Here is a 22,690-nt window from a genome sequence, read left to right as displayed (position 1 = left end):
TGAGTGAATGTGTTTATAAAATACGTTTGATAAATGTCCGAACTCTTCAATCGTTAAAGTTTCACCACGGCGGCTAGGTACAATTCCCGCCTCTTCTAATAACTTAGTCACATCTTCCTTCGCTAAGTCATTAAAGTGTTGATTTAAGTTATTTTGAATTGTTTTACGACGTTGTTTAAATGCTGCATGAACAATTTCTAAGAAGAAATCTTCATTTTCAACGGCTACCGCTGGTTGCTCACGCTTTGTTAATTTAACAACTGAGCTATCTACATTTGGTGCTGGAATGAAGACTGTTTTCGGTACATTTAAAGCAATTTTAGCTTCCGTATAATATTGAACAGCAATTGATAAAGCATTGTAATCTTTTGAACCAGGATTCGCTGATAAACGCTCTGCTACTTCCTTTTGCATCATTGTAACATACCAATCAATCGGTAATTTCTTTTCAATTAAGCCCATTAAAATTGGTGTTGTAATATAGTATGGTAAATTTGCTACAACGGCAATATGTTTAACGTCTTTAAATTCTTCTTCAATCATTGACGCAACATCTGCCTTTAAAATATCTTGGTGAATGACTTTAACGTTATCATAAGGGGCCAATGTTTCTGCTAAGATGGGAATTAATCGTGGGTCAATTTCATAAGCCACTACTTTTTTCGCTTTACGCGCAATAAATTCTGTCAAGGCTCCGATACCAGGACCAATTTCGATAACCCCAACCTCATCATTTAAATCGGCTGCATTCACAATTTTATTTAAAATATTGGTATCTGTTAAAAAGTTTTGTCCAAAGCTTTTTTTAAAGGTAAAACCGTGTTTTTCAATAATTTCTTTTGTATTAGACTTTGTTGCAATATCTCTCATAATTTAATACTCCTCTTACTTTTTAGATAACGCTTCAATGACTTGTTCCTTCGAAATACCAAACATCATTAAACGTTTTTGCAGTTGTTTCCCATTAACATATCCAATCCCTAAAACATCACTTAGGTGCTCACGAAGAGATGAACTATTAGCATGTCCAATGAGTTGATTTTCAATTAAAAACTGCATTTCAATTTCCTCTACAATTGTTTTACTTGCAGTTAATAAATTTTCAAGCGCTGCTTTGATTGCCTCATTAGAGGCGTGTTCTACTCCAACACCACTTCCATTTTTAGCGATTGCATCTTGTTTTTTTAAATAAGCATGTTTACATTCAGGAACAACCTCAGTGACTGCCTGTCTAATTTTATTTCCTGGAAAATCAGGATCAGTAAAAACGATAACTCCTCGCGTCTCATTTAAAATTTTAATGCGTTCTAAAGTAGGTTTATCAATCGCTGAGCCATTTGTCTCAATTGTCTCTATATCGGGAAAAATCTCTTTTAATCGACGTGTATCGTCGCGCCCTTCTACTACAATTACTTCTTTAAATAACATATTTTAGCCTCTACTTCTATCTCTGTCTACCTTCATCTCGAACATTTTCATATAATAATTCAAGAATTTTAATCTTTGCATCACAGTTCTCACACTTTTCGATTAAATCTAATGGAAAATAGATTTTATGTTCTTGTTTTGCTTTAACTGCAATAATTCCTTTAATAATCGTTGATACCTCTGAAATTTCTTGAATTGAACCATCACGCATCAGTAATTCAATGCAATCTGGTAAACAATTTGTTTTGTGTCCATAATAATCATAAGGCGTCTTCATACTATGGTCAGTTAGTAAATAATAATTTGGGTCAATTCCTAATTCAATCATATAATTTTTTATATTTTCTAATTTATCGTGCGATTGCTCACTTGGAATATAGTGAACTTCCTTAAATAATCGACGACTCATAAAACGATCGGCGAAATCACGTAAAATAGCATCATCTTCTTCAGTAAATTGTGCAGCATAATACTGAATAGTTGAATCATCAAATTTTAAATACGTTTCAATCGATGGTTCTGCTTGTAAAAATAGATTTCTCAAATCATCAATTGGTTTTTTAAATTCATAATCTGATTCAATTAATTCTCGAACACGACGAAGCATATTTTGAATAATTAAATCAAAACTACGCCCTGTTGAATGTAAATAGACTTGCCAATACATTTGATAACGACTCATTAAATAATCTTCAATCGCATGCATTCCTGAAACTTTATAGACAATTTTATTATTAATCACTCGCATTGTTCTTAAAATACGATCAACATCAATCTCTCCATAAGGTGCTCCAGTAAAATAAGCATCTCTTAATAAATAATCTAAACGGTCTGCATCAAGTTGACTAGAAATGATATTGATAACGAGTGGATTTGGATAAGTCTTATTAATAACATCTCTAACTTTTTTCGCAAATCCAGGCTGATAATTTTCAAGAACTGCATTAACTTCCGTATTTTCCATAATAATACGCTCAGTAAACACCTCATGTCGAACTTCAAACACTGATTCAAAAGAATGCGAAAAAGGTCCATGTCCTAAATCATGCAGTAGAGCAGCAGACAAAATTAATAAACGTTCTTCTTCATCTAGCTCAATTTCACGATGAAATAAAGCACGAATCATTTGTCTTGCCATTTCATAAACACCTAGAGAGTGTGAAAAACGACTATGTTCTGCAGTATGGAAAACCATATACGTTCCACCTAATTGTTTAATGCGGCGTAAGCGTTGAACCTCTTTTGTTTGAATTAAATCCCAGATTAACTTATCATAAACATGAACATATCCATATACAGGGTCTCTAAAAACCTTCTCTTCTAACATTTTCATTGCACTATCACCATCTATATTAAATTAAATACTTTTTTCATTTTAATCAATGTAAATAAACTCATTTCTTACATTATTAGTATACCACATAATATAGCGACTTAAAGCCAGACAACAAAAGCTTTGACAATAATTAAGATAAATACAAGGCTTTTACAGGTTTCGACATTCAAATATGATATAATCATCTCTGATAACGCTTTTATCAGGATGTGATTTCATGTGTATAAAGACCTACAATCAACTGATGCAGAGGCAAGAATCTTTTTTAAGAAAACATTATTTATTTGAAATGCTCATTTTTGAAATTTATAATACGCTACAATCTTTTTCTCCTAGTTCATTAAATACAGTAGAACTCTTTTCTGAACTATCCCCCTTTTTAAAGGCGCGCATCTCATTTATAATGCATTCTCAGACAGACGCTTCCGATTTATTTAAAACTCATGAAGAAATCATAAAATATATTGCCGATCTTTTAGCAGACAAAATATTTTCAATTCATGTTAAAAATGGAGGCTATTATTATGAACAGGTAGAAAAATAAACTTTCTATCCTAATCATGACCACAGCTTTTCTAATTCAAACAAAAAAGACGATAAATAATCATTTATCGTCTTTTTTGTTATTTTCCTAAAAATTCTTTAACTTTTGCAATTAATTCATCTTCATTCGTAGCTAAAATCGGTTTATTATTAACAAATACAAACGCTCGATCACGACCTGGGCCACAATATGATTGACATCCAGTATAGATCTTTGCTTTTGGGTCAATTGCTTTTAACCGTGGTAATAATGTATTTACATTTGTTGCCTTACATTTATCGCAAATGCGGAACTCATTTGGTTCTGCAAATAAATCATCTAAATTAAACATATTGCTACACCTTCCTTTTCCTCTCATGCTTCAAGTGTATCTCTATAGAGTTTATAAAAAAATAAAGATTGTGTCAACTATAACACTAATTCAACAGACATGAAGAAACCTCCTATTCATAATATAGGAGGTCTTATTATTTATATATAGAAATTTTCAGTCCTAGGTCTCTATCCTCGAAAAGTCACCTTTCTCTAATAAAGAAAGTAAGAATTTATCCAGTATGAAAAACTTATCTGGACCTATATATTAAATATTATAATAAAGTTTGGTTAGCTGTAATGATTGCAGTGCTGTACACATCTTCTGGTGAACATCCACGTGATAAATCATTTACTGGTTTATTTAATCCAGCTAAGATTGGCCCTACTGCTTCAAATCCACCTAAACGTTGCGCAATTTTGTATCCAATATTTCCAGCATTTAAATCAGGGAATACGAATACGTTAGCATGCCCTGCAACTTTTGAATCTTTAACTTTTGTAGCAGCTACTGATGGAACGAAGGCGGCATCAAATTGTAATTCTCCATCATAGTCAAAATCAAGTTCCATACCATTTAAAATTTCCATTGCATCTGTTACTTTTTTAGTTTCTTCTGTTTTTGCAGAACCTTTTGTTGAGAAGCTTAATAATGCTACTTTCGGCTCCATATCAAACATACGTGCAACACGTGCAGACTCGATTGCAAATTCAGCTAAATCGCTGCTTGATGGATTTGGATTGATTGCGCAATCACCAAAGATATAACGCTCATCTCCACGTAACATTGCGAAGTATCCAAATGTTTTTGAAATTCCTGGTTTAGTTTTGATAATTTGTAATGCAGGGCGAACTGTATCTCCTGTTGAATGAATTGCTCCTGATACTAATCCTGCTGCTAATCCCATATGAACTAACATTGTTCCAAAATAGTTTACATTTAATACTAATTCACGAGCTTGTTCTTCAGTTACTTTTCCTTTACGAACTGCTACTAATTCAGCAACCATTTCATCTAATTTGTCATAATGTTTTGGATCGATAATTTCGCATCCTTCTAATGAATATGTTCCTGCTGCTGCTTGAACTTCTTCAGCTGAACCAATTAAAATTGGTTTTAACATGTTTTCGCGTGCTAATAAGCTTGCTGCTTGAACAACGCGTGGTTCATTACCTTCAGGGAATACGATACGAATATTTTTCCCGATAATTTGATTCTTTAAACTTGTCATGATATCCATCGAATTTACCACCTTTAATATATGTTCTATATGTCTACTTTCATTTTACTCCTTTTGCTAAAAAAATAAAAGGTTAATACCTTTTATTTTTTTTATTTTTTTTATCATTTTTTGGCAACCGATACCATATGATTTACAGAGAGGTGATGGTCATGGCGGTTATTAAAGCTACACAAAAAGATGTGGAACTACTCGCTAGACTCATGCGTGCCGAAGCTGAGAGTGACGGAAATATGGGAATGCTATGCGTTGGAAACGTTGGCGTTAACCGTGTTCTTGCAGATTGTCTCGACTTCAAAGACATTAATTCGGTTGAACAAATGATATTTCAATCACCTGGTGGATTTGAAGCAACACAATATGGTTACTTTTATCAACGCGCACGTGAAAATGAAATTCAACTCGCTCGTCGAGTGATTAATGGAGAACGGTTCGAACCTGCAAGTACAGCACTTTGGTTCTACAACCCTTTCCAAGAGGATTGTCCTATTAAATTCTGGGGACAATGGAATTCTGGTCGATATGGAGAGCACTGCTTCTATATTCCACTAGAATCTGAAAATTGTTACGATTAAGGCAGTAATCTGAAAGGAGAGACATTATGAGTTATTATTATTCTTACCCTTATGGTCCAGTTCCAAATCCAATGGATTCTTATTGGCGATATCAATCTGTAACACCTGGAGGTACAAATCAAAATACGATTCCTCCATATCCTGCAGGAGCACCTATTACTCCACAAACACCAGATGAACCAAACCAAGTCCCACAACCTCCTCTTTACAATCCAGCAATCGTGCCATTTGGAAACACTTTAGCAAGAGGGATTAACTCTTATATTGAAAATATTTTACGATTAAATCGTGGAAAAATGGCAACTGTTTATATGACTTTCCAAGCTGGACAAACGGCAATGAACAAAAGCTTCACAGGGGTAGTTGAAGCAGCCGGAAAAGATCACATTATTTTAAGTGATCCAAACACAGGACATCGATATATTTTATTAATGGTATACGTAGACTATATCGAATTCCCTGAAGAAATCAACTACTACTATCCAATCGATAATACACTCAATATTGTCGATCCTGATTTATTAGAAAAATATCCAGACCTTGCGGCCGTTTACAATTATGTAAAACAACAACAAGAACAACAATTGCAACAATTAAAACAACAACAGCAGCAACAACAAATGACTCAAGGTGATTTAACTCAACAATACTAATTAAAAACAGCACAAATAGTCTAATTAAGAACTATTTGTGCTGTTTTTTTATCTTAATGTCCAATCAATAGGCTTTAAGCCTTGAGAAATCAAAAATTCATTTGTACGTGAAAATGGATGACTACCAAAAAAACCACGGTAAGCTGATAAAGGAGAGGGATGTGCTGATTCAATCACAAAGTGACGTGATTGATCAATTAACTTCGCTTTATTTCTTGCATGTTTTCCCCATAAAATAAATACAATTGGAGTTTGCTTTTTATTTAACTCTTTTAAAACTTGATCTGTAAAAGTTTCCCACCCCATGCCAACGTGTGACATTGGTTCTCCCTCTTTTACCGTTAACGTTGTATTTAGCAATAGTACTCCTTGCTTTGCCCATTGACTTAAATCTCCACTCTGTGGATAAATGCATCCGATATCGTCCACTAGTTCAGTAAAAATATTTCGAAGTGATGGTGGGAATGCTGTCCCTTTTTCAACTGAAAAACTCAATCCATTTGCTTGATGGGGTCCATGATAAGGATCCTGACCTAAAATGACCACCTTCACTTCTGAATAAGGCGTTAAATTAAAAGCGGAAAAAACTTTTTCACGAGGAGGATAAACAGTCGTTGTTTCATAAGCCTCTTTCAATTGTGAAAATAATTGTTTCATATACGGCAGTTCAAATTCTTTAGATAACACTAACTGCCAATCATTATGTAGAATCATCTGGCTTCACCTCATTACTTAATCTTTTAAAATTTATATCATTTACTATAAAAATAAAGGAACCTATTACAAGGTTCCGCTATTTAAACAAGAACTATACCGGCTAATACGATACAAGTCAAACTAACCATCACTGTATCTTTATTCTTCCACGTTAATTGATAAATAGAAGTTCGGTGCTCACCCACAATATAGCCTCGACAATCCATGACGTCCATCATCATCGTTAAACGTTTAATAGTATTAGCAATTGCCGGAATAATGATAGACATGAGTTTATTTAGTTTTTCCATAAATGGTAGTTCACTAAAATCTAACCCACGTGATTGTTGAGCACTATAAATAACTTTGACTTCATCTAAAATCATTGGAATTAAACGAATGGCTAGACTAGTCATAAATGCAAATTTTTCAGCTGCAACACTATTAAATAATCGTCTTGCACCTGCAACTAATTCATTTGGCGCTGTTGTAAAAGTCAATAAAGCACCCATTAATACAAATAATATCATTTTACTACTATAGAAAAGACCTTGAATAAATCCATCTGAAAAAAATTTAATAAAACCAAACTCAAATAACAGACGATTACCTTCTGTTAAGGTGAAAAAGATAATAAAGAATAGATACATGTACTTTAAAAACATCGCCTGTTTTAAATAAAATTTGAGTGGAATATTACTCATTAATAAAAAGCAGATCATAAATAAAAAACCAATTAACAATTGAGTCCACGATGAAATCATAATAATCATTAATACATTTAAAAACATAATGATGATTTTAGCTCGTGGATCAAGATTATGATAACTCGATGATGTAGGGATATATCGCCCAAGCCATAATTTTTTCATCTATCTCTCCTACTATTATGCTGTTAACTTATAGTTTTTTTTGAATAAATCAAATTCATTTAAACGTGACATTGTCAATTTAGCAACGATTCCAACTGCAACACCAGTCACTAGTCCTAGTGGTAATAAAAGCATCATATAATACGCAATCGCTTTTGTTTGAATTAAAATCATGGCTACAATTATCTGTCCAATATTGTGCATGACTCCACCAATCATACTAACACCTATTAAACTTACTTGATTTTTTCCTAGTTTAAAGACTGTGATCATAGCAATATAACTTAAAATTGCCCCCACAAAGCCATAGAAAAACATTGAGAATGTCCCTAGTAATAGGGTCGTTAATACGGTTTTTAATATAATAACAAACAACATATCTTTAACATCTAAATAATATAATCCAATTACTATCATAATATTAGCTAACCCTAGTTTCATCCCTGGAATCGGTAATTTAATAGGAAGCATTGCTTCAACAATTCCTAGGACAATCGCTAATGCCGCAATTAAGACGACTAACATCATTTTCTCTAAATTCTCACGATTATTTTTACGATTCAATATTGAAACCTCCCGACTTTGAACCTCTATATTATATCACGACAAATACCGTCTTTTTAACCCCTACCTTGCACATAATGTTAGCACTTTAAAGTTTACAAATTATTTGATAAAATTAAGACCATGAAGATTGAAAGTTAAGATAGGAGGGCTACTCAATGAGCCAATGTATTTTTTGTAAAATCATTAATAAAGAAATTCCAGGACATGTCGTTTATGAAGATGAATTTGTATTAGCATTTTTAGATATTTCTCAATCAACAAAGGGTCACACTCTAGTTATTCCTAAAAAACACGCTCAAGATGTATTTTCAATGACTGCAGAAGATATGAGTCATGTCTTTAGCATCGTGCCAAAGTTAGCAAATGCATTAAAAACAACATTCAATTGTAACGGATTAAATGTTGTTAATAATAACGGTGTGGCAGCTGGACAAACGGTATTCCACTATCATGTGCATTTAATTCCTCGTTATGATGAAACAGATGGTTTTTCAAATTCTTATGCAAACAATATGGAAAATTATACGCCTGAAACGTTAGCAGCACTTAAAGAAGAGGTTATTAAAAGTCTGTAATCTTCGTCTGTATATTTATCCCTTAATTTCAAATAATAATTATGTTAAAACTTTGAATAATAGGGAGAAATATGCATGAACGAACAGGTTATATCAGAAATTAAAACTTTAATTGCTCCAGATATTTCATTAACTATCTCCGTGAATGAAGACTTATTAGCAAATCTTGAGACATATTTTATTTCGAATAAAAAGACTTTCAAGGAGTATAAATCAACATTAGTGGCGATAGGTTTATTAAGCTTATACATTAATTGTCATCAACAAATTAACAATACTTTATCTCATCAGGAGATTTCAAGATTCATTTTATTGGGAGATTATTTCTACAGCCTTTATTATCATTATTGCTCCCTTAACGCTTTTCATCTCGTAAAATATAATTTAGCACAGAAGCTTAAACAAATAGAATTAGTCACAATTAATCAAGGCCTCCCCTCTTTAACATCTGAAATCATAAAATTCTTTAATGAGGAGGTCCCTTACGATGAGCTTATTATGTAAATTTGGGTACGATGAGCAATACTTTAATGACCTACTCCTTAAGGCTGTGAGCTCGGATTCAACACTTTTTTCTGATCCTAAAATGATGAACGATCTTCTTCAAATCATTATGAACGGTGGTAAAAGAATTAGACCTTTATTCGTGTTATTGGCAGCTGATTTAAAAGAGAATGTCAATAAACAAGAGATTTATACAGCTGCAGTTGCAATTGAGTTAATGCATGTTGCGTCATTAATTCACGATGATATCATCGATGAATCAACAACAAGACACAATGTGACCACTCTGCATGAGCAATATTCACTTACGGTCGGCGTACATCTTGGAAATTTTGTTTTAAATAAAAGTTTAGAGCTTTTTTCTGAATTTAAAATTCCAAAATTACATCAAGAAATTGCGGTTGTTATGAATAACCTTTGCTTAGGCGAGCTTAATCAACAGCATAATCACTTTAATTTTGACTTAAGTTTTGATGATTACATCAATAAAAGCTATCAAAAAACAGGTGCTTTAATTTCTTTAAGTTTAGTTGTTGGTGGACTAGTAGCGGGATTAGATGCCAATATCATCAATCAACTCTCTACTATTGGGAGTCAAATCGGTATCGCTTATCAATTAAAAGACGATATTCTTGATTTTACAAGTACATCAAAGAAAATAGGCAAACCTGTTGGCTATGACTTAAGAAATGGTATTATTACATTGCCAACGATTTTTGCATTAGAGGATTCCCTTTTAAAAGACGATCTTTTATCACTTAATGTTGAAACGGAAAAAAGTAAATTTGATTTATTATGTGAGCAAATTAAAAATAGTGAACATATCCAAAGAGCAAACGACATTTGCTTCAAGTATATCAATTCATCTAAAAATTTAATTAATGAATTACCCCTTCAAAAAAATCAGTTTTTAAATCTAATAAATTTAATATTCAACTAAGGAGAAAACTATGAGTTATAAAATGATCGTGTTAGATTTAGATGGAACGTTAATGTCATCTAAAAATGAAATTTTACCAGAAACTAAACAAGCTTTATTCAAAGCACAAGAAAATGGAGTTATGATTGTTTTAGCTTCTGGACGTCCAACTTATGGAATGATTAAAGCTGCTAAAGAATTAAGATTAGATGAATATCCAGGATACATCTTATCTTATAATGGGGGACGCATCATTTCAGTTCAAACTGATGAACTAATTTATGATAAATCATTAACACCTGAAATTTGTCATGAATTATATGATTTAGCACGTGAAATGAATGTAAATATTATGGCGTATGAGGATGAAGCTATTATTACAGAAGATGATGATCAATATATCCGTAAAGAAGGAGCTATTAATAATATGCCTCTTAATCGTGTTAAAGGATTTAAAGAAGCAATCACATTTAATTCAGTTAAATGTTTATGTACAGGCGAACCCGAATACCTAGCAGAAGTTGAAATGAAATTTAAAGAACGTCTTGGAGAACGTCTAAGTGTTATGCGATCAATGCCATTCTTCTTAGAAATTATGCCTCAAAATATTAATAAGGCATATTCTTTACAAAAATTACTTGATCACGTAGGATTAGATAAATCCCAGTTAATTGCTTGTGGAGATGGATACAATGACCTTCCAATGATCGAATTTGCGGGACTTGGGGTTGCAATGGGGAATGCAGTCGATGAGGTAAAAGCAGCCGCTAACTACGTAACTGCATCAAATAATGACAATGGAATTGCTCAAGTTATTGAAAAATTTATCTTTAACAAATAAATATTAAAAAGCAATTATCAGTATATGATAGTTGCTTTTTCTTATGCTTAAATATTAAGAATTATTACTGATATTTTATATAAAAGTTGCTTCTATCACCCTTGATAAATAGTTTCTATATGCTAAGATAAGCTTGTAAAGATGATTTAACTTATCTTATCGGGGGGATTATCAAATGACAAATTTAAAAGGTAGTAAAACAGAAGCAAACTTATTAACAGCCTTTGCTGGGGAATCAATGGCTCGTAATAAATATACCTATTACGCATCCCAAGCTAAAAAAGAAGGATATGAACAAATCTCTAATATCTTTTTAGAAACAGCTAACAACGAAAAAGAACATGCAAAAATGTGGTATAAATTATTAAATGATGGTATCGGAAATACAATGGAAAACTTAAAAGCAGCGGCTGCCGGTGAACACGATGAATGGACCCATATGTACGCTGAATTTGCCGAAGTTGCTCGTGAAGAAGGATTCACTCGTATTGCCTACCTATTTGAACAAGTAGCAACAATCGAAAAACATCACGAAGAACGTTACTTAAAACTACTTCAAAATATCGAAGAAGGAACAGTATTTGAACACGAAGGAGAGGAAGCTTGGATTTGCCTAAACTGCGGACATATCCACTATGGTAAAAAAGCACCTAAAGCTTGCCCAGTTTGCGCGCATCCACAAGCATACTTCCAACAAGAAGCAAAAAATTACTAATAAAAAAGTTGAGTCCAGTAATTAGTAACCACTATATAAATCAAGCTATATTCCTTTGAATATAGCTTTTAAATTTTCAAAAACAATATCATTAAATTTATAGTTCCTTGAACAACTGTCAAGTAAAATGCTATAATTTAATTCGTAACCATTTATTTACATTATGGAGGAAGAAAAATGAGTAACTTAAAAGGAACTAAAACTGAACAAAACTTAATGACGGCTTTTGCTGGGGAATCAATGGCTCGTAATAAATATACTTATTATGCAGCTAAAGCTCAAGAAGAAGGATATGAGCAAATTGCTAACGTATTCCTTGAAACTGCTCGCAACGAAATGGAGCATGCAAAATTATGGTATAAATTACTTCATGACGGAGAAGTTGCTGATACAATGACTAACTTAAAAGATGCTGCTGCTGGGGAAAATGGTGAGTGGACAGATATGTATGCTCGCTTCGCTGAAGTTGCTCGTGAAGAAGGATTAAATCGTATCGCGGTATTATTTGAAATGGTTGGGAAAATTGAAAAACACCATGAAGAACGCTACCTAGAATTATTAAAAAATCTTGAAGAAGGTAAAGTTTTCGAGCGTGAAGAAGAACAAGCATGGGTTTGTTTAGAATGTGGACATATCCACTATGGAAAAAAAGCACCTAAAGCTTGCCCAGTATGCACTTATCCACAAGCACACTTTGAATTACAAGCTAAAAACTATTAATATTTGAACATTATAAAGTTAAAAGGTTCTATCTCATAATGAGATAGAACCTTTTTTAACATATAAAAACCGCTAATCCTACAAAAAGGAAGGATTAGCGGTAGAAGGAATTTAGATTGCTTTACCTAAAATTTCTTCAGCATGTTTAACAACTTCATCACTTGGAGCCTCTTGTCCTTTTAATGGATAATCATACCCCATTTGAGTCCATTTATACTCACCCATGCTGTGATAAGGTAAAACTTCGATTTTTTCAACTGTTTTCAGAGTTTTAATATATTCGGCTGTTTGTTTAAGATCTTCTTCATCATCAGTTAATCCTGGTACTAAAACACGGCGAATCCACATTGGAATACCAGCATCCGATACAAGTCGACCAAATTCTAATATGTGTGCATTATCTTTACCAGTTAACTGTTTATGTTTGTGTGCGTCAAACATTTTGATATCCAACATTAGCATATCTGTTACTGATAATAATTCTTTAAGTTGTGCTTTACGTTCTTCAGTATTGAAGTGTAAATCACCTGAAGTATCGATGTTAGTATGAATGCCATGTTTTTTACACTCTTTAAATAATTCTGTCACAAATGGCATTTGTAATAAAGGTTCTCCACCACTTACAGTGATTCCTCCACCTGAAGCCTCAAAAAACTCTTTATACTTAATTAATTCGTCAACAATTTCTGAAACTTCCGTTACTTTCCCTTCTTTCATTTTCCATGAATCTGGGTTGTGACAATAAGCACATCGTAAGCCGCATCCTTGGACAAAGACGATAAATCTAAGTCCAGGACCATCAACTGTTCCGAAAGATTCTACTGAGTGTACATATCCATTCATACTAATCACCTTATCTTCTATTCTTCCCAATTACATTTTTTCATGCATTGTACGGTTAATAACGTCTAATTGTTGAGCACGAGTTAACTTGATGAAGTTTACCGCATACCCAGATACACGAATTGTTAATTGTGGATATTTCTCTGGATGTTCCATAGCATCTAATAAAGTATCACGGTTAAATACATTGATATTTAAGTGATGTCCTTTTTTGTTTACATAAGCATCCATGATTGCTACTAAGTTTTTGTTACGTTCTTCATCTGTACGTCCTAATGATTTTGGTACTAATGAGAATGTATTTGAAATACCATCTTGTGCAGACTCGAATGGTAATTTAGCTACAGATGACATTGAAGCGATAGCTCCGTGAGAGTCACGTCCGTGCATTGGGTTAGCACCTGGAGCGAATGGTTCACCAGCTTTACGACCACATGGAGTTGTTCCTGTTTTCTTACCGTAAACAACGTTTGAAGTGATTGTTAAGATTGATTGAGTTTGTAATTTAGCACGGTATGGTTTATGTTTACGTACTTTTGTCATGAATGAAGACATAACATCAATTGCAATTTGGTCTACGCGATCATCGTTGTTTCCGTATTTAGGGAAATCTCCTTCAACTTCGAAATCAACTGCGATTCCAAATTCATCACGAACTGGTTTAACTTTAGCATATTTGATAGCTGATAATGAGTCAGCTACTACTGATAATCCGGCAATACCAGTTGCTGAAACGCGTTCTGCATCTGTATCATGTAATGCCATTTCGATACGCTCATAGCTATATTTGTCATGCATGTAGTGGATGATATTTAATGTATTAACATATAAATCTGCTAACCATTCCATTACTTCATCATAACGTTCCATTACTTTATCGTAATCTAATACTTCGTCAGTAATTGGAGCCCAATGTGGTCCAACTTGTGCTTTAGATTTTTCATCTTTACCACCGTTGATTGCATATAATAATGCTTTTGCTAAGTTTGCACGAGCACCGAAGAATTGTAATTGTTTACCAACTTTCATTGGTGATACGCAACATGCGATAGCATAGTCATCTCCATAGATTGGACGCATGATGTCATCATTTTCATATTGGATAGCTGAAGTTTTGATTGACATTTTTGCACAGTATTCTTTGAATCCTTGTGGTAATTTAGTTGACCATAATACTGTTAAGTTTGGTTCTGGAGCTGGTCCTAAGTTATCTAATGTATGTAATACACGGAATGAGTTTTTAGTTACTAATGGGAATCCATCAGTTGACATACCAGCGATTGATTCAGTTACCCAAGTTGGATCTCCTGAGAATAATTCATTGTAGTCTGGAGTACGAGAGAATTTAACTAAACGTAATTTCATTACGAAGTGGTCCATCATCTCTTGTGCTTGTTCTTCTGTGATTACTCCATTTTGTAAGTCACGTTCAATATAGATATCTAAGAATGTAGAAGTACGTCCTAAAGACATTGCAGCACCGTTTTGTTCTTTGATTGCTGCTAAATATCCGAAGTATAACCATTGGATAGCTTCTTTAGCTGTTGTAGCTGGTTTAGAAATATCGAAACCATGTTTCGCAGCCATTTCTTTTAATTCTTTTAACGCACGGTATTGTTCTGAAATCTCTTCACGTAAACGAATAGTTTCTTCGTCCATGATACGAGATGTATTGTTATGATCATTTAATTTTTCAGCCATTAAACGGTCGATTCCGTATAAAGCTACACGACGGTAGTCCCCGATAATACGTCCACGTCCATAAGCATCTGGTAATCCTGTGATAACACCTGATTTACGAGCAGCACGGATTTCTGGAGTATAAGCATCGAATACACCTTGGTTATGAGTTTTACGGTATTCAGTGAAAATGTGAGATACTTCTGGATCTACATGGAATCCATAAGATTCAGCAGCTTTTTCAGCCATACGAATTCCACCAAATGGTTGTAAAGAACGTTTGAATGGTTTATCAGTTTGGAAACCAACGATTGTTTCTAACTCTTTATTTAAGTATCCTGGTTCATGAGAAGTAATAGTTGATACGATTTTAGTATCTAAATCAAGAACTCCACCAGCCTCACGTTCAGCTTTAGATAATTCCATTACTTGATCCCATAATTTTGTTGTTGCTTCTGTTGGTCCTGCTAAGAATGAATCGTCACCCTCATAAACAGTAATGTTTTGATTGATAAAGTCACGCACATCAATTTTTTCTTTCCAGTTTTCACCTTTAAAGCCTTGCCAAGCTTCCATGATAATTCCTCCTTGTGGTCCAATTTGAACCTCTCTCTGAAATTTCGAATACCTGTTACTGCACTTTGATTTTATAACAGATAGCCTCATTTTGTAAAGGGTTTGCATAGCATCATAACATTTAACTATCCCCATAAACGTTATAACGTATATATCTTTTACATTGTCTATTATATTGCCGATAATGGAAAAAATCAACTTATATGCTCTAATATTTTGAAATTTTATTGTGACATTTTTATCCACCTAAAAAAACTTCTTTAAGATACATCCTAAAGAAGTTTTATATTAGGACAATATAGATTTTATTCCTAATATAACAATTAATATTCCACCAAATATATTAGCTTTATTTCCAATTATATGACCTAATTTTCTACCAAAGGTTGCTCCCATATAAGATAAAAGAAAGGCAACACCTGAAATGCAAATGACAGCTAACATAATCTGCTCATAAATTAGTCCATACGTAATTCCAGCAGCTAACGCATCGATACTTGTCGCAATACCAAACATCACTAATAATCTAAACGTGATTTTATTTGTTTTTCCAGTTCGTAAACACTTAACCTGACTACACTTTTTTTGTTGGCAAATCGGATACGGACAATTATCTGGTTCTTCTTCAAATGTTTCTTTAATCATTCTTGACCCCAAAATGATTAAAATAACACCTGCAATATATTGATTATAAGTTGTAATATTTCCACTTACGATTGTCAGCGAGATAATTCCTAAAATAAATAATAATCCTTGAAAAAATCCAAAGCTTGTCGCTACCTTCAAGCGCTGTCTTATTGAACTTGTAGCTCCATCCATTCCGAGTGTTATTGAAACAGCAAAAGCATCCATTGCCAACGCTACTGACATTGTAATAATAACAATAATGTAATCATTCAATAAAATCTCCCCCATCTCTAATCTTCCTTGCTCCTACATCTTATCTATTTACCTCATTTAATATACCTATTTTAAAATTAATCTAGAATTATTAAATATTGTATAAAAAATTAGGAACGCTAAACAAAAAAATATTTTTTAATTTCTTACCTTATATATATGTATTTCTGTATAAGTTAAAAAATGGAAAAAATAGATTGACTTTTAAACTAAACGCCTTATAATAAGTATTAAGTCACAACAAACTAAAATTTTATACAGATACACAAACTCTTATCAAGAGCGGCGGAGGGACAGGCCCTGTGATGCCCGGCAACCATCAATTAATGATACGGTGCCAATTCCTGCAGATTTTTATCTGACAGATGAGAGAAAGTGTGACATTACATGCAAATGTAGTCCACCTTTCTACTTATCTAAGTAGGAAGGTTTTTTTGTATCAATGTTAAATGACTTATCTAAGGAAAGGGGAGAGAATATGATTATCCTTGATCAAGTTAAAAAAGTATTCCAAACTTCATCCGGCCAAGTAACAGCAGTTGATTCTGTTAATCTAGAGATTAAAAAGGGAGAAATCTTCGGAATTATCGGCTACAGTGGTGCTGGAAAAAGTACATTAATCAGAATGTTAAACTTACTCGAACGACCAACCGACGGGACCGTTACAATTGACGGAAAAGATCTAACTAAGGTATCTGCTAAAGAACTTCGCTTAGCACGTCAACAAATCGGAATGGTATTTCAACACTTTAACCTACTTTGGTCTCGAACTGTTTATGAAAATATCGCCTTTTCTCTTGAAATTGCTGGCGTTAAGAAAAATGAAATCAAACCTCGTGTACTAGAATTAATTCAATTAGTTGGATTAAGCGGGAAAGAAAATAACTACCCTTCCCAATTAAGTGGAGGTCAAAAGCAACGTGTCGGAATCGCTAGAGCGTTGGCAAATAACCCAAAAGTTTTACTGTGTGATGAGGCTACATCAGCCCTCGATCCACAAACAACAGACGAAATCCTAGACTTATTAGTCACAATTAATAGAAAATACAATTTAACTATCGTTCTAATTACACATGAAATGCATGTCATTCAAAAAATCTGTCACCATGTTGCCATTATGGAAAATGGTCGTATCATCGAACAAGGTGATGTCTTAACTGTCTTTAGAACCCCAAGTCACTCCGTTACTAAACGATTTGTAAAGCAAGTTGTCAATGAAGACGAATCACTTAATACGTTAGATACCCTATCAAAACAATTCCCTGATGGAAAAATTGTTTTATTAAAATACTTCCAAGGAAATGCTGAAAAACCATTTATCACAAACGTTATTCGACAATATGATGTTGATATTAATATTATTCACGGGAAAGTTGTTCAAACACAAGATGGTGGTTATGGATCACTTTACGTTCAACTAACAGGAAATGATATTAATTCTGCACTTAATTATTTAAAAGAGGCAGGAGTAGAAATTGAGGTGATGGCACGATGATTTCATCATTACTACCGAATGTACGCTTTGATAAAATGTTTGATGCCACAACTGAAACACTATATATGTCACTAATTGCTTGTATTTGTGTTTTCTTATTAGGTCTTATCATCGGATTAATCTTATTCTTAACAGGACCTAATCAGTTACTTGAAAATAAATGGATTAATCGTATTTTATCTGCTTTCGTCAATATATTCCGATCAATTCCATTCGTTATCTTAATTATTTTGTTACTTCCATTCACAAAATGGTTAGTCGGAAGTATGTTAGGTCCGAATGCTGCACTTCCTGCTCTAATTATTGGAGCAGCACCATTCTATGGTCGATTAGTAGAAATCGCTCTTCGCGAAATCGATAAAGGAGTTATCGAAGCTTCAGTCGCAATGGGAGCTTCAATATGGACAATTATTTGGAAAGTTTTAATTCCTGAAAGCTTACCTGCATTAGTATCTGGTATTACTGTCACAACGATTTCTCTTGTTGGTTACACAGCAATGGCCGGTGTAATCGGAGCAGGAGGGCTTGGTAATTTGGCCTATCTTGATGGATTCCAGCGTAATCGCATGGATGTTGTATTTGTAGCGACAGTCATCATTTTAATTATTGTCTTTACCATCCAAATGCTCGGAGATTTTATTACTAAAAAAATCGATAAACGTTAAAAGAAATCTGACGTTAAGTAACTATTAGATAAATCCTTAATTTTTCACGAAATTGAGATTTATATAGGAATCGTGGGGGAACACGATAAAAACAAAATCCAAGGAGGAGAATTAAATATGAAAAAATTATCTTTAGGTTTATTAAGCTTTGCTGCAGCCCTAACATTAGTTGGTTGCCAAAATGACACAAAACCAGAAACTTCTACACCAGAAGCGCCAGAAACTGAGGAAGTAAAACCTGCAGAAACGACAAAGTTATCTATTGGAGCATCTGCGGTCCCTCATGCTGAAATATTAGAATTTGCTGCTCCATTATTATTAGAAGAAGGAATCGAGCTTGATATTACAGTATTCCAAGACTATGTTTTACCTAATACAACGGTGGAAAATGGAGAATTAGATGCAAACTACTTCCAACACATTCCTTATTTAGAAGAATTCAATGTTGAGCATGGAACAAACCTTGTAAATGCGGGTGGAATTCATATCGAACCTATTGGAGTTTATTCTAAAAAATATACATCATTAGATGAATTGCCAGAAGGAGCAACAATCATCATGAGTAATTCAGTTGCTGATCACGGACGTATGCTAGGATTATTACAAACAGAAGGCTTAATCAAATTAGATGATTCTGTTGAAGTTAGCAAAGCAACTGTAGAAAATATCATTGAAAATCCTAAAAACTTAAAATTCCAAACAGATATCGATCCAGGATTATTAGTTCAAGTTTATAATGCTGAAGAAGGTGATGCTGTTTTAATTAATACAAACTACGCGCTTGATGGTGGATTGAATCCAATGAATGATGCTATCGTAATGGAAGGATCACAGTCACCATATGTGAACATCGTTGCAGTTAAGAGCGGAAATGAAAATAATGAAGCAATTCAAACATTAGTTAAAGTGTTACACTCTGAAGAAGTTCAACAATTCATTATTGATACTTACGAAGGAGCAGTTGTCCCTGTATCTGAATAGTGAATCAAATGGCTCTCATAACGAGAGTCATTTTTTAATAAATATAATAGATTTAGAATGAAAGTAAAAAAAAATTCTATCCTAAAAATGAGAAAAAGTATAAAATATAAGCTTTTTTCAAACTGGAAACTTTTAACTATGTTATAATAATGACAAATGAAAGGGTGAGAAACATGATTCAATTTAAATCAACAGTAAATTTTAAAAATGAAAAAACAAATTTAGTAGTTGGTGTATTTAGCGATACGACACATCCATTATTCTTGCAATTAGATAAGGCGTTAAATAAACGTTTATCTGCTTCTTTAGAAGAAAAATTAATTCCTACTACTTTCAAAGAGATTACACCAATTTATCCACTTGGACAAATTGAAAGCAAAAAAGTTTATATCGTTGGTTTAGGAAAATCAACAGACTTTAATACTGAGAAGTGCCGCCAAGTAATCGGACAAGTTGCAAAAATAGCAAAAGATGATGTAACAATCCTACTTGAAACATTTGATAGCAAACAAACCTCAATCAATGAGTTAGCAACGATTTGTGGTGAAGCTATTACACTTGCAACTTATAAGATGGAAACATATAAAACAGAAGAAAAAGTAAAAACTCCAGTCAAGTTCTACATTCATAGTGAATGTTCAATTGAAGCAGATTTAAAGCGCGGTATTATCTACGGAGAAGCAACAAATAGTGCTCGTCAATTATTAAATGAACCAGGAAATAAATTAACAGCAACTAATTTAGCAAATGCTGTTGCAACGTTCGCAAACGAACATAACCTTGAAGTTCGTATTGTTGAAAAAGAAGAAATGGAGCAATTAGGAATGGGAGGAATTCTTGGTGTAAATCAAGGTTCTGTTGAACCTCCAAAAATGATTGTTGCTAAATATCAAGGAACACCTCGTTTTGAAAACATTACAGCTTTAGTCGGTAAAGGTTTAACATTTGATACAGGGGGATATTGTTTAAAACCACGCGCTGGAATGGAAAATATGAAATCTGATATGGGGGGAGCTGCTTCAGCATTTGGAGCATTCCAAGTAGCTGTCCGCTTAAACCTACCCGTTAACTTACTATTAGTTATCCCTTCAACAGATAACATGATTAGCGGTAATGCAATTAAACCAGGTGATGTTATTAAAACGATGAATGGAAAAACAGTTGAGGTAACCAATACAGATGCTGAAGGTCGTTTAATCTTAGCAGATGGAATTACATTTGCTAAACATTTAGGAGCTAGTAAAATTATCGATTTAGCCACTTTAACGGGAGCTATTATCGCAGCTTTAGGAACGGATACAACAGGTGCCTTCACAAATAACCAAACCTTCTATAATCAATTCTTAAAAGCAGCAGAATTAACAAACGAATACGTTTGGCAAATGCCACTTCATCCACGTGATCAAAAAGCATTACGTTCCAGTGATGTTGCCGACTTAAATAATGCACCAATTGGAAAACCAGGAGCAATTATGGCGGCTGCTTTCTTAAAAGAATTCGTTGAAGAAACACCATGGATTCACTTAGACATCGCAGGAACTGCTGATACAAAGGCAGCTCATGACTTAGGACCAAAAGGTGGAACTGGGGTTATGGTTCGTACCATTGCTAAATTATTAGAACTACAAGCTTAATCATTAAAACGTAGGAATTACTTATGAATTCCTACGTTTTTTTAATACATAATTTCTTAAGTTGATAAATAAGATAGTTAACAAGGATGTAAAAAAAGATGGGGGACTTATATGATAAAAGAAATAGAACACATTATTTGGTCTTACTTAGCAATTCCCACTTTGTTAATCGTAAGCTTAATTTTTACTTTTTATTATAGAGGGGCACAATTTCGATTTAAGGAAATGATTAAATGTTTAACCAAAAAAACACCAACTAGTGAGGGTGTTTCATCTTTTCAATCCTTTACTATGGCCCTCGCTGCACGAGTAGGGGTAGGTTCTTTGGCCGGGGTTGCACTCGGAATTTATATTGGAGGACCGGGAAGTGTTTTTTGGATGTGGGTCAGCGCATTTATTACAGCTGCCGCTTCGTTTGCAGAAAGTACACTTGCCCAAATTTATAAACGAAAAGATGGAAAGATGTATATTGGAGGACCGGCCTACTATATTGAAGATGGCTTACATAAAAAATCTTTTGCTATCATTTACGCTATTATTATTATTCTAACTTATACTTTTGGTTTTAGTGCAATTCAGGCTAATACAATTGCGACTTCATTTAATGATGTATTATCTATCCCTCCGCTTATAACAGGAATCTTTCTTGCCATTTTAAGTGGATGCATTATATTTGGAGGGGCTGCATCCATAGCTAAAATGACTTCAAAAATCGTACCTATTATGGCGCTATTTTACATTGGAATTGGGATATTTGTTATGCTGACGCATCTTTCATATATTCCCACATTCTTCACTACAATTCTCGAAGATGCCTTTCAACCCTCTCCATTAATCGGGGGCACCGTAATGTTTACAATTATTACAGGAATTAAACGCGGGGTTTTTTCAAATGAAGCGGGAATGGGATCGGGTGCTCACGCGGCTGCAACAACAGATAGTGAGTTTCCAATTGAACAAGGTTATATCCAAGCATTTGGTGTTTATGTTACAACCTTATTCATTTGTACTATTACAGCCTTTTTAATCATGGTAACAGATGCTATCAGTGTTGCTGATAACTATAGTAATGGGATTGAACTGACTCAATATGCTTTAACAAGTTTATTTGGTCCAATTGGAGGAATTATTCTAGCAATTGCTATCTTCTTCTTCGCCTTTAGTACGATTTTAACTGGATATTTTTATGGCGAATCTAACGTCAAATATCTCTTTAAAACCAATCATGTCCTCTTCCTCGTACGAATTATTGTGATTGTGGTCATCATTATCTCTGCCTGTGCTTCAGCAGGACTTATTTGGTCACTAGTTGATATCGGTGTTGGATTAACTGCAACCATTAACATTATTGCTCTTTGCTATTTAGCATCAGAGGTGAAAAAGCGCCTGCGAAAATTACCATAAAAAAAGCCATCGTA

25 protein-coding genes and 1 riboswitch are annotated in these 22,690 nt (G+C 33.7%); of the genes, 14 read left to right on the top strand and 11 right to left on the bottom strand.

The genetic code is table 11. The features are described from left to right. The 3 genes from rsmA to J6D32_RS02410 all read right to left on the bottom strand — a co-directional run. Nucleotides 1-870 (bottom strand): 16S rRNA (adenine(1518)-N(6)/adenine(1519)-N(6))-dimethyltransferase RsmA (gene rsmA / locus J6D32_RS02420; RefSeq protein WP_287467245.1); only part of this gene is annotated, 870 nt, incomplete at its 3' end. A 15-nt stretch (nucleotides 871-885) separates the two neighbouring features. Then, nucleotides 886-1,428 (bottom strand): ribonuclease M5, encoded by a 543-nt coding sequence (gene rnmV / locus J6D32_RS02415; protein WP_006784942.1) that lies wholly within the window; start codon nucleotides 1,426-1,428, stop codon nucleotides 886-888. A gap of 16 nt (nucleotides 1,429-1,444) precedes the next feature. Further along, nucleotides 1,445-2,761: an HD domain-containing protein gene (locus J6D32_RS02410; protein WP_006784941.1), complete on the bottom strand. Its 1,317-nt coding sequence runs from the start codon at nucleotides 2,759-2,761 to the stop codon at nucleotides 1,445-1,447. Between the two features lie 220 nt (nucleotides 2,762-2,981). On the opposite strand from J6D32_RS02410, the gene J6D32_RS02405 reads away from it, so the two are divergent. Then, entirely contained in the window at nucleotides 2,982-3,308 is a 327-nt protein-coding gene (locus J6D32_RS02405; protein WP_055164422.1) for a hypothetical protein, read from the top strand. A 79-nt stretch (nucleotides 3,309-3,387) separates the two neighbouring features. Here J6D32_RS02405 and J6D32_RS02400 read toward each other — a convergent pair whose 3' ends face one another. Next, nucleotides 3,388-3,639 carry a YuzB family protein gene (locus J6D32_RS02400; RefSeq protein WP_006784939.1) on the bottom strand — a complete coding sequence of 84 codons (252 nt, stop codon included), beginning with the start codon at nucleotides 3,637-3,639 and terminating at the stop codon, nucleotides 3,388-3,390. Between the two features lie 256 nt (nucleotides 3,640-3,895). Continuing rightward, nucleotides 3,896-4,861 carry a phosphate acetyltransferase gene (gene pta, locus J6D32_RS02395; RefSeq protein WP_006784938.1) on the bottom strand — a complete coding sequence of 322 codons (966 nt, stop codon included), beginning with the start codon at nucleotides 4,859-4,861 and terminating at the stop codon, nucleotides 3,896-3,898. 152 nt (nucleotides 4,862-5,013) lie between these two features. On the opposite strand from pta, the gene J6D32_RS02390 reads away from it, so the two are divergent. Together J6D32_RS02390 and gerQ are read left to right on the top strand one after the other, a co-directional pair. Next, entirely contained in the window at nucleotides 5,014-5,436 is a 423-nt protein-coding gene (locus J6D32_RS02390; RefSeq protein WP_006784937.1) for a cell wall hydrolase, read from the top strand. A 26-nt stretch (nucleotides 5,437-5,462) separates the two neighbouring features. Beyond that, on the top strand, nucleotides 5,463-6,089 hold the full coding sequence (gene gerQ / locus J6D32_RS02385; RefSeq protein ID WP_006784936.1) for a spore coat protein GerQ: 627 nt from the start codon (nucleotides 5,463-5,465) through the stop codon (nucleotides 6,087-6,089). A 48-nt stretch (nucleotides 6,090-6,137) separates the two neighbouring features. Here the strand turns inward: gerQ and J6D32_RS02380 are convergent, their stop codons facing one another. From J6D32_RS02380 to J6D32_RS02370, 3 genes are all read right to left on the bottom strand, one after another. Continuing rightward, complete coding sequence (locus J6D32_RS02380) at nucleotides 6,138-6,803, bottom strand: uracil-DNA glycosylase (protein WP_006784935.1); 666 nt, start codon at nucleotides 6,801-6,803, stop codon at nucleotides 6,138-6,140. An 83-nt stretch (nucleotides 6,804-6,886) separates the two neighbouring features. Continuing rightward, a complete protein-coding gene (locus tag J6D32_RS02375; RefSeq protein WP_006784934.1) occupies nucleotides 6,887-7,657 on the bottom strand; it encodes an energy-coupling factor transporter transmembrane component T family protein in 771 nt (256 codons plus the stop codon). Nucleotides 7,658-7,672: 15 nt separating this feature from the next. Continuing rightward, nucleotides 7,673-8,221 carry a Gx transporter family protein gene (locus tag J6D32_RS02370; RefSeq protein ID WP_006784933.1) on the bottom strand — a complete coding sequence of 183 codons (549 nt, stop codon included), beginning with the start codon at nucleotides 8,219-8,221 and terminating at the stop codon, nucleotides 7,673-7,675. Between the two features lie 158 nt (nucleotides 8,222-8,379). On the opposite strand from J6D32_RS02370, the gene J6D32_RS02365 reads away from it, so the two are divergent. The 6 genes from J6D32_RS02365 to rbr (J6D32_RS02340) all read left to right on the top strand — a co-directional run bounded on the left by J6D32_RS02365 (nucleotide 8,380) and on the right by rbr (J6D32_RS02340) (nucleotide 12,498). Next, the gene (locus tag J6D32_RS02365; protein ID WP_132942742.1) at nucleotides 8,380-8,799 is read left to right on the top strand and encodes an HIT family protein; all 420 of its coding nucleotides are present in this window, start codon (nucleotides 8,380-8,382) and stop codon (nucleotides 8,797-8,799) included. A 75-nt stretch (nucleotides 8,800-8,874) separates the two neighbouring features. Further along, nucleotides 8,875-9,303 carry a hypothetical protein gene (locus tag J6D32_RS02360; RefSeq protein ID WP_039930679.1) on the top strand — a complete coding sequence of 143 codons (429 nt, stop codon included), beginning with the start codon at nucleotides 8,875-8,877 and terminating at the stop codon, nucleotides 9,301-9,303. Then, nucleotides 9,287-10,243, top strand: a complete 957-nt coding sequence (locus tag J6D32_RS02355) for a polyprenyl synthetase family protein (protein ID WP_006784931.1) — start codon at nucleotides 9,287-9,289, stop codon at nucleotides 10,241-10,243. Before J6D32_RS02360 ends, J6D32_RS02355 begins: the two co-directional genes overlap by 17 nt. A gap of 10 nt (nucleotides 10,244-10,253) precedes the next feature. Continuing rightward, on the top strand, nucleotides 10,254-11,063 hold the full coding sequence (locus J6D32_RS02350) for a Cof-type HAD-IIB family hydrolase (RefSeq protein WP_006784930.1): 810 nt from the start codon (nucleotides 10,254-10,256) through the stop codon (nucleotides 11,061-11,063). 175 nt (nucleotides 11,064-11,238) lie between these two features. Next, nucleotides 11,239-11,778 (top strand): rubrerythrin, encoded by a 540-nt coding sequence (rbr, locus tag J6D32_RS02345; RefSeq protein ID WP_009606327.1) that lies wholly within the window; start codon nucleotides 11,239-11,241, stop codon nucleotides 11,776-11,778. A 177-nt stretch (nucleotides 11,779-11,955) separates the two neighbouring features. After that, entirely contained in the window at nucleotides 11,956-12,498 is a 543-nt protein-coding gene (gene rbr / locus J6D32_RS02340; RefSeq protein WP_055164419.1) for a rubrerythrin, read from the top strand. Between the two features lie 111 nt (nucleotides 12,499-12,609). Here rbr (J6D32_RS02340) and pflA read toward each other — a convergent pair whose 3' ends face one another. From pflA to J6D32_RS02325, 3 genes are all read right to left on the bottom strand, one after another. Continuing rightward, the gene (gene pflA, locus J6D32_RS02335; protein WP_009606323.1) at nucleotides 12,610-13,341 is read right to left on the bottom strand and encodes a pyruvate formate-lyase-activating protein; all 732 of its coding nucleotides are present in this window, start codon (nucleotides 13,339-13,341) and stop codon (nucleotides 12,610-12,612) included. Between the two features lie 30 nt (nucleotides 13,342-13,371). Then, nucleotides 13,372-15,597, bottom strand: coding sequence for a formate C-acetyltransferase (gene pflB / locus J6D32_RS02330; protein ID WP_006784764.1), 2,226 nt, complete (start codon nucleotides 15,595-15,597; stop codon nucleotides 13,372-13,374). A 288-nt stretch (nucleotides 15,598-15,885) separates the two neighbouring features. Continuing rightward, a complete protein-coding gene (locus tag J6D32_RS02325) occupies nucleotides 15,886-16,512 on the bottom strand; it encodes a manganese efflux pump MntP (RefSeq protein WP_006784763.1) in 627 nt (208 codons plus the stop codon). A gap of 255 nt (nucleotides 16,513-16,767) precedes the next feature. Continuing rightward, nucleotides 16,768-16,869: riboswitch (SAM riboswitch) on the top strand. Nucleotides 16,870-16,975: 106 nt separating this feature from the next. Here J6D32_RS02325 and J6D32_RS02320 point away from each other — a divergent pair. The 5 genes from J6D32_RS02320 to J6D32_RS02300 all read left to right on the top strand — a co-directional run bounded on the left by J6D32_RS02320 (nucleotide 16,976) and on the right by J6D32_RS02300 (nucleotide 22,676). Continuing rightward, the gene (locus tag J6D32_RS02320) at nucleotides 16,976-17,992 is read left to right on the top strand and encodes a methionine ABC transporter ATP-binding protein (RefSeq protein ID WP_006784762.1); all 1,017 of its coding nucleotides are present in this window, start codon (nucleotides 16,976-16,978) and stop codon (nucleotides 17,990-17,992) included. Beyond that, the gene (locus J6D32_RS02315) at nucleotides 17,989-18,657 is read left to right on the top strand and encodes a methionine ABC transporter permease (RefSeq protein WP_006784761.1); all 669 of its coding nucleotides are present in this window, start codon (nucleotides 17,989-17,991) and stop codon (nucleotides 18,655-18,657) included. Before J6D32_RS02320 ends, J6D32_RS02315 begins: the two co-directional genes overlap by 4 nt. A 117-nt stretch (nucleotides 18,658-18,774) precedes the next feature. Further along, nucleotides 18,775-19,638, top strand: a complete 864-nt coding sequence (locus tag J6D32_RS02310; protein ID WP_006784760.1) for a MetQ/NlpA family ABC transporter substrate-binding protein — start codon at nucleotides 18,775-18,777, stop codon at nucleotides 19,636-19,638. A gap of 173 nt (nucleotides 19,639-19,811) precedes the next feature. Beyond that, nucleotides 19,812-21,272: a leucyl aminopeptidase gene (locus tag J6D32_RS02305; protein ID WP_006784759.1), complete on the top strand. Its 1,461-nt coding sequence runs from the start codon at nucleotides 19,812-19,814 to the stop codon at nucleotides 21,270-21,272. 111 nt (nucleotides 21,273-21,383) lie between these two features. Next, on the top strand, nucleotides 21,384-22,676 hold the full coding sequence (locus J6D32_RS02300) for an alanine/glycine:cation symporter family protein (protein ID WP_006784758.1): 1,293 nt from the start codon (nucleotides 21,384-21,386) through the stop codon (nucleotides 22,674-22,676). Nucleotides 22,677-22,690 lie beyond the last annotated feature (14 nt).

Source organism: Turicibacter sp. (assembly GCF_017941855.1).
In the GTDB taxonomy this organism is placed as follows: Bacteria; Bacillota_I; Bacilli_A; order MOL361; family Turicibacteraceae; genus Turicibacter; species Turicibacter sanguinis.
The sequence above is the reverse complement of the archived record's forward strand: the minus strand, read 5'-3'. Positions and strand labels throughout refer to the sequence as shown.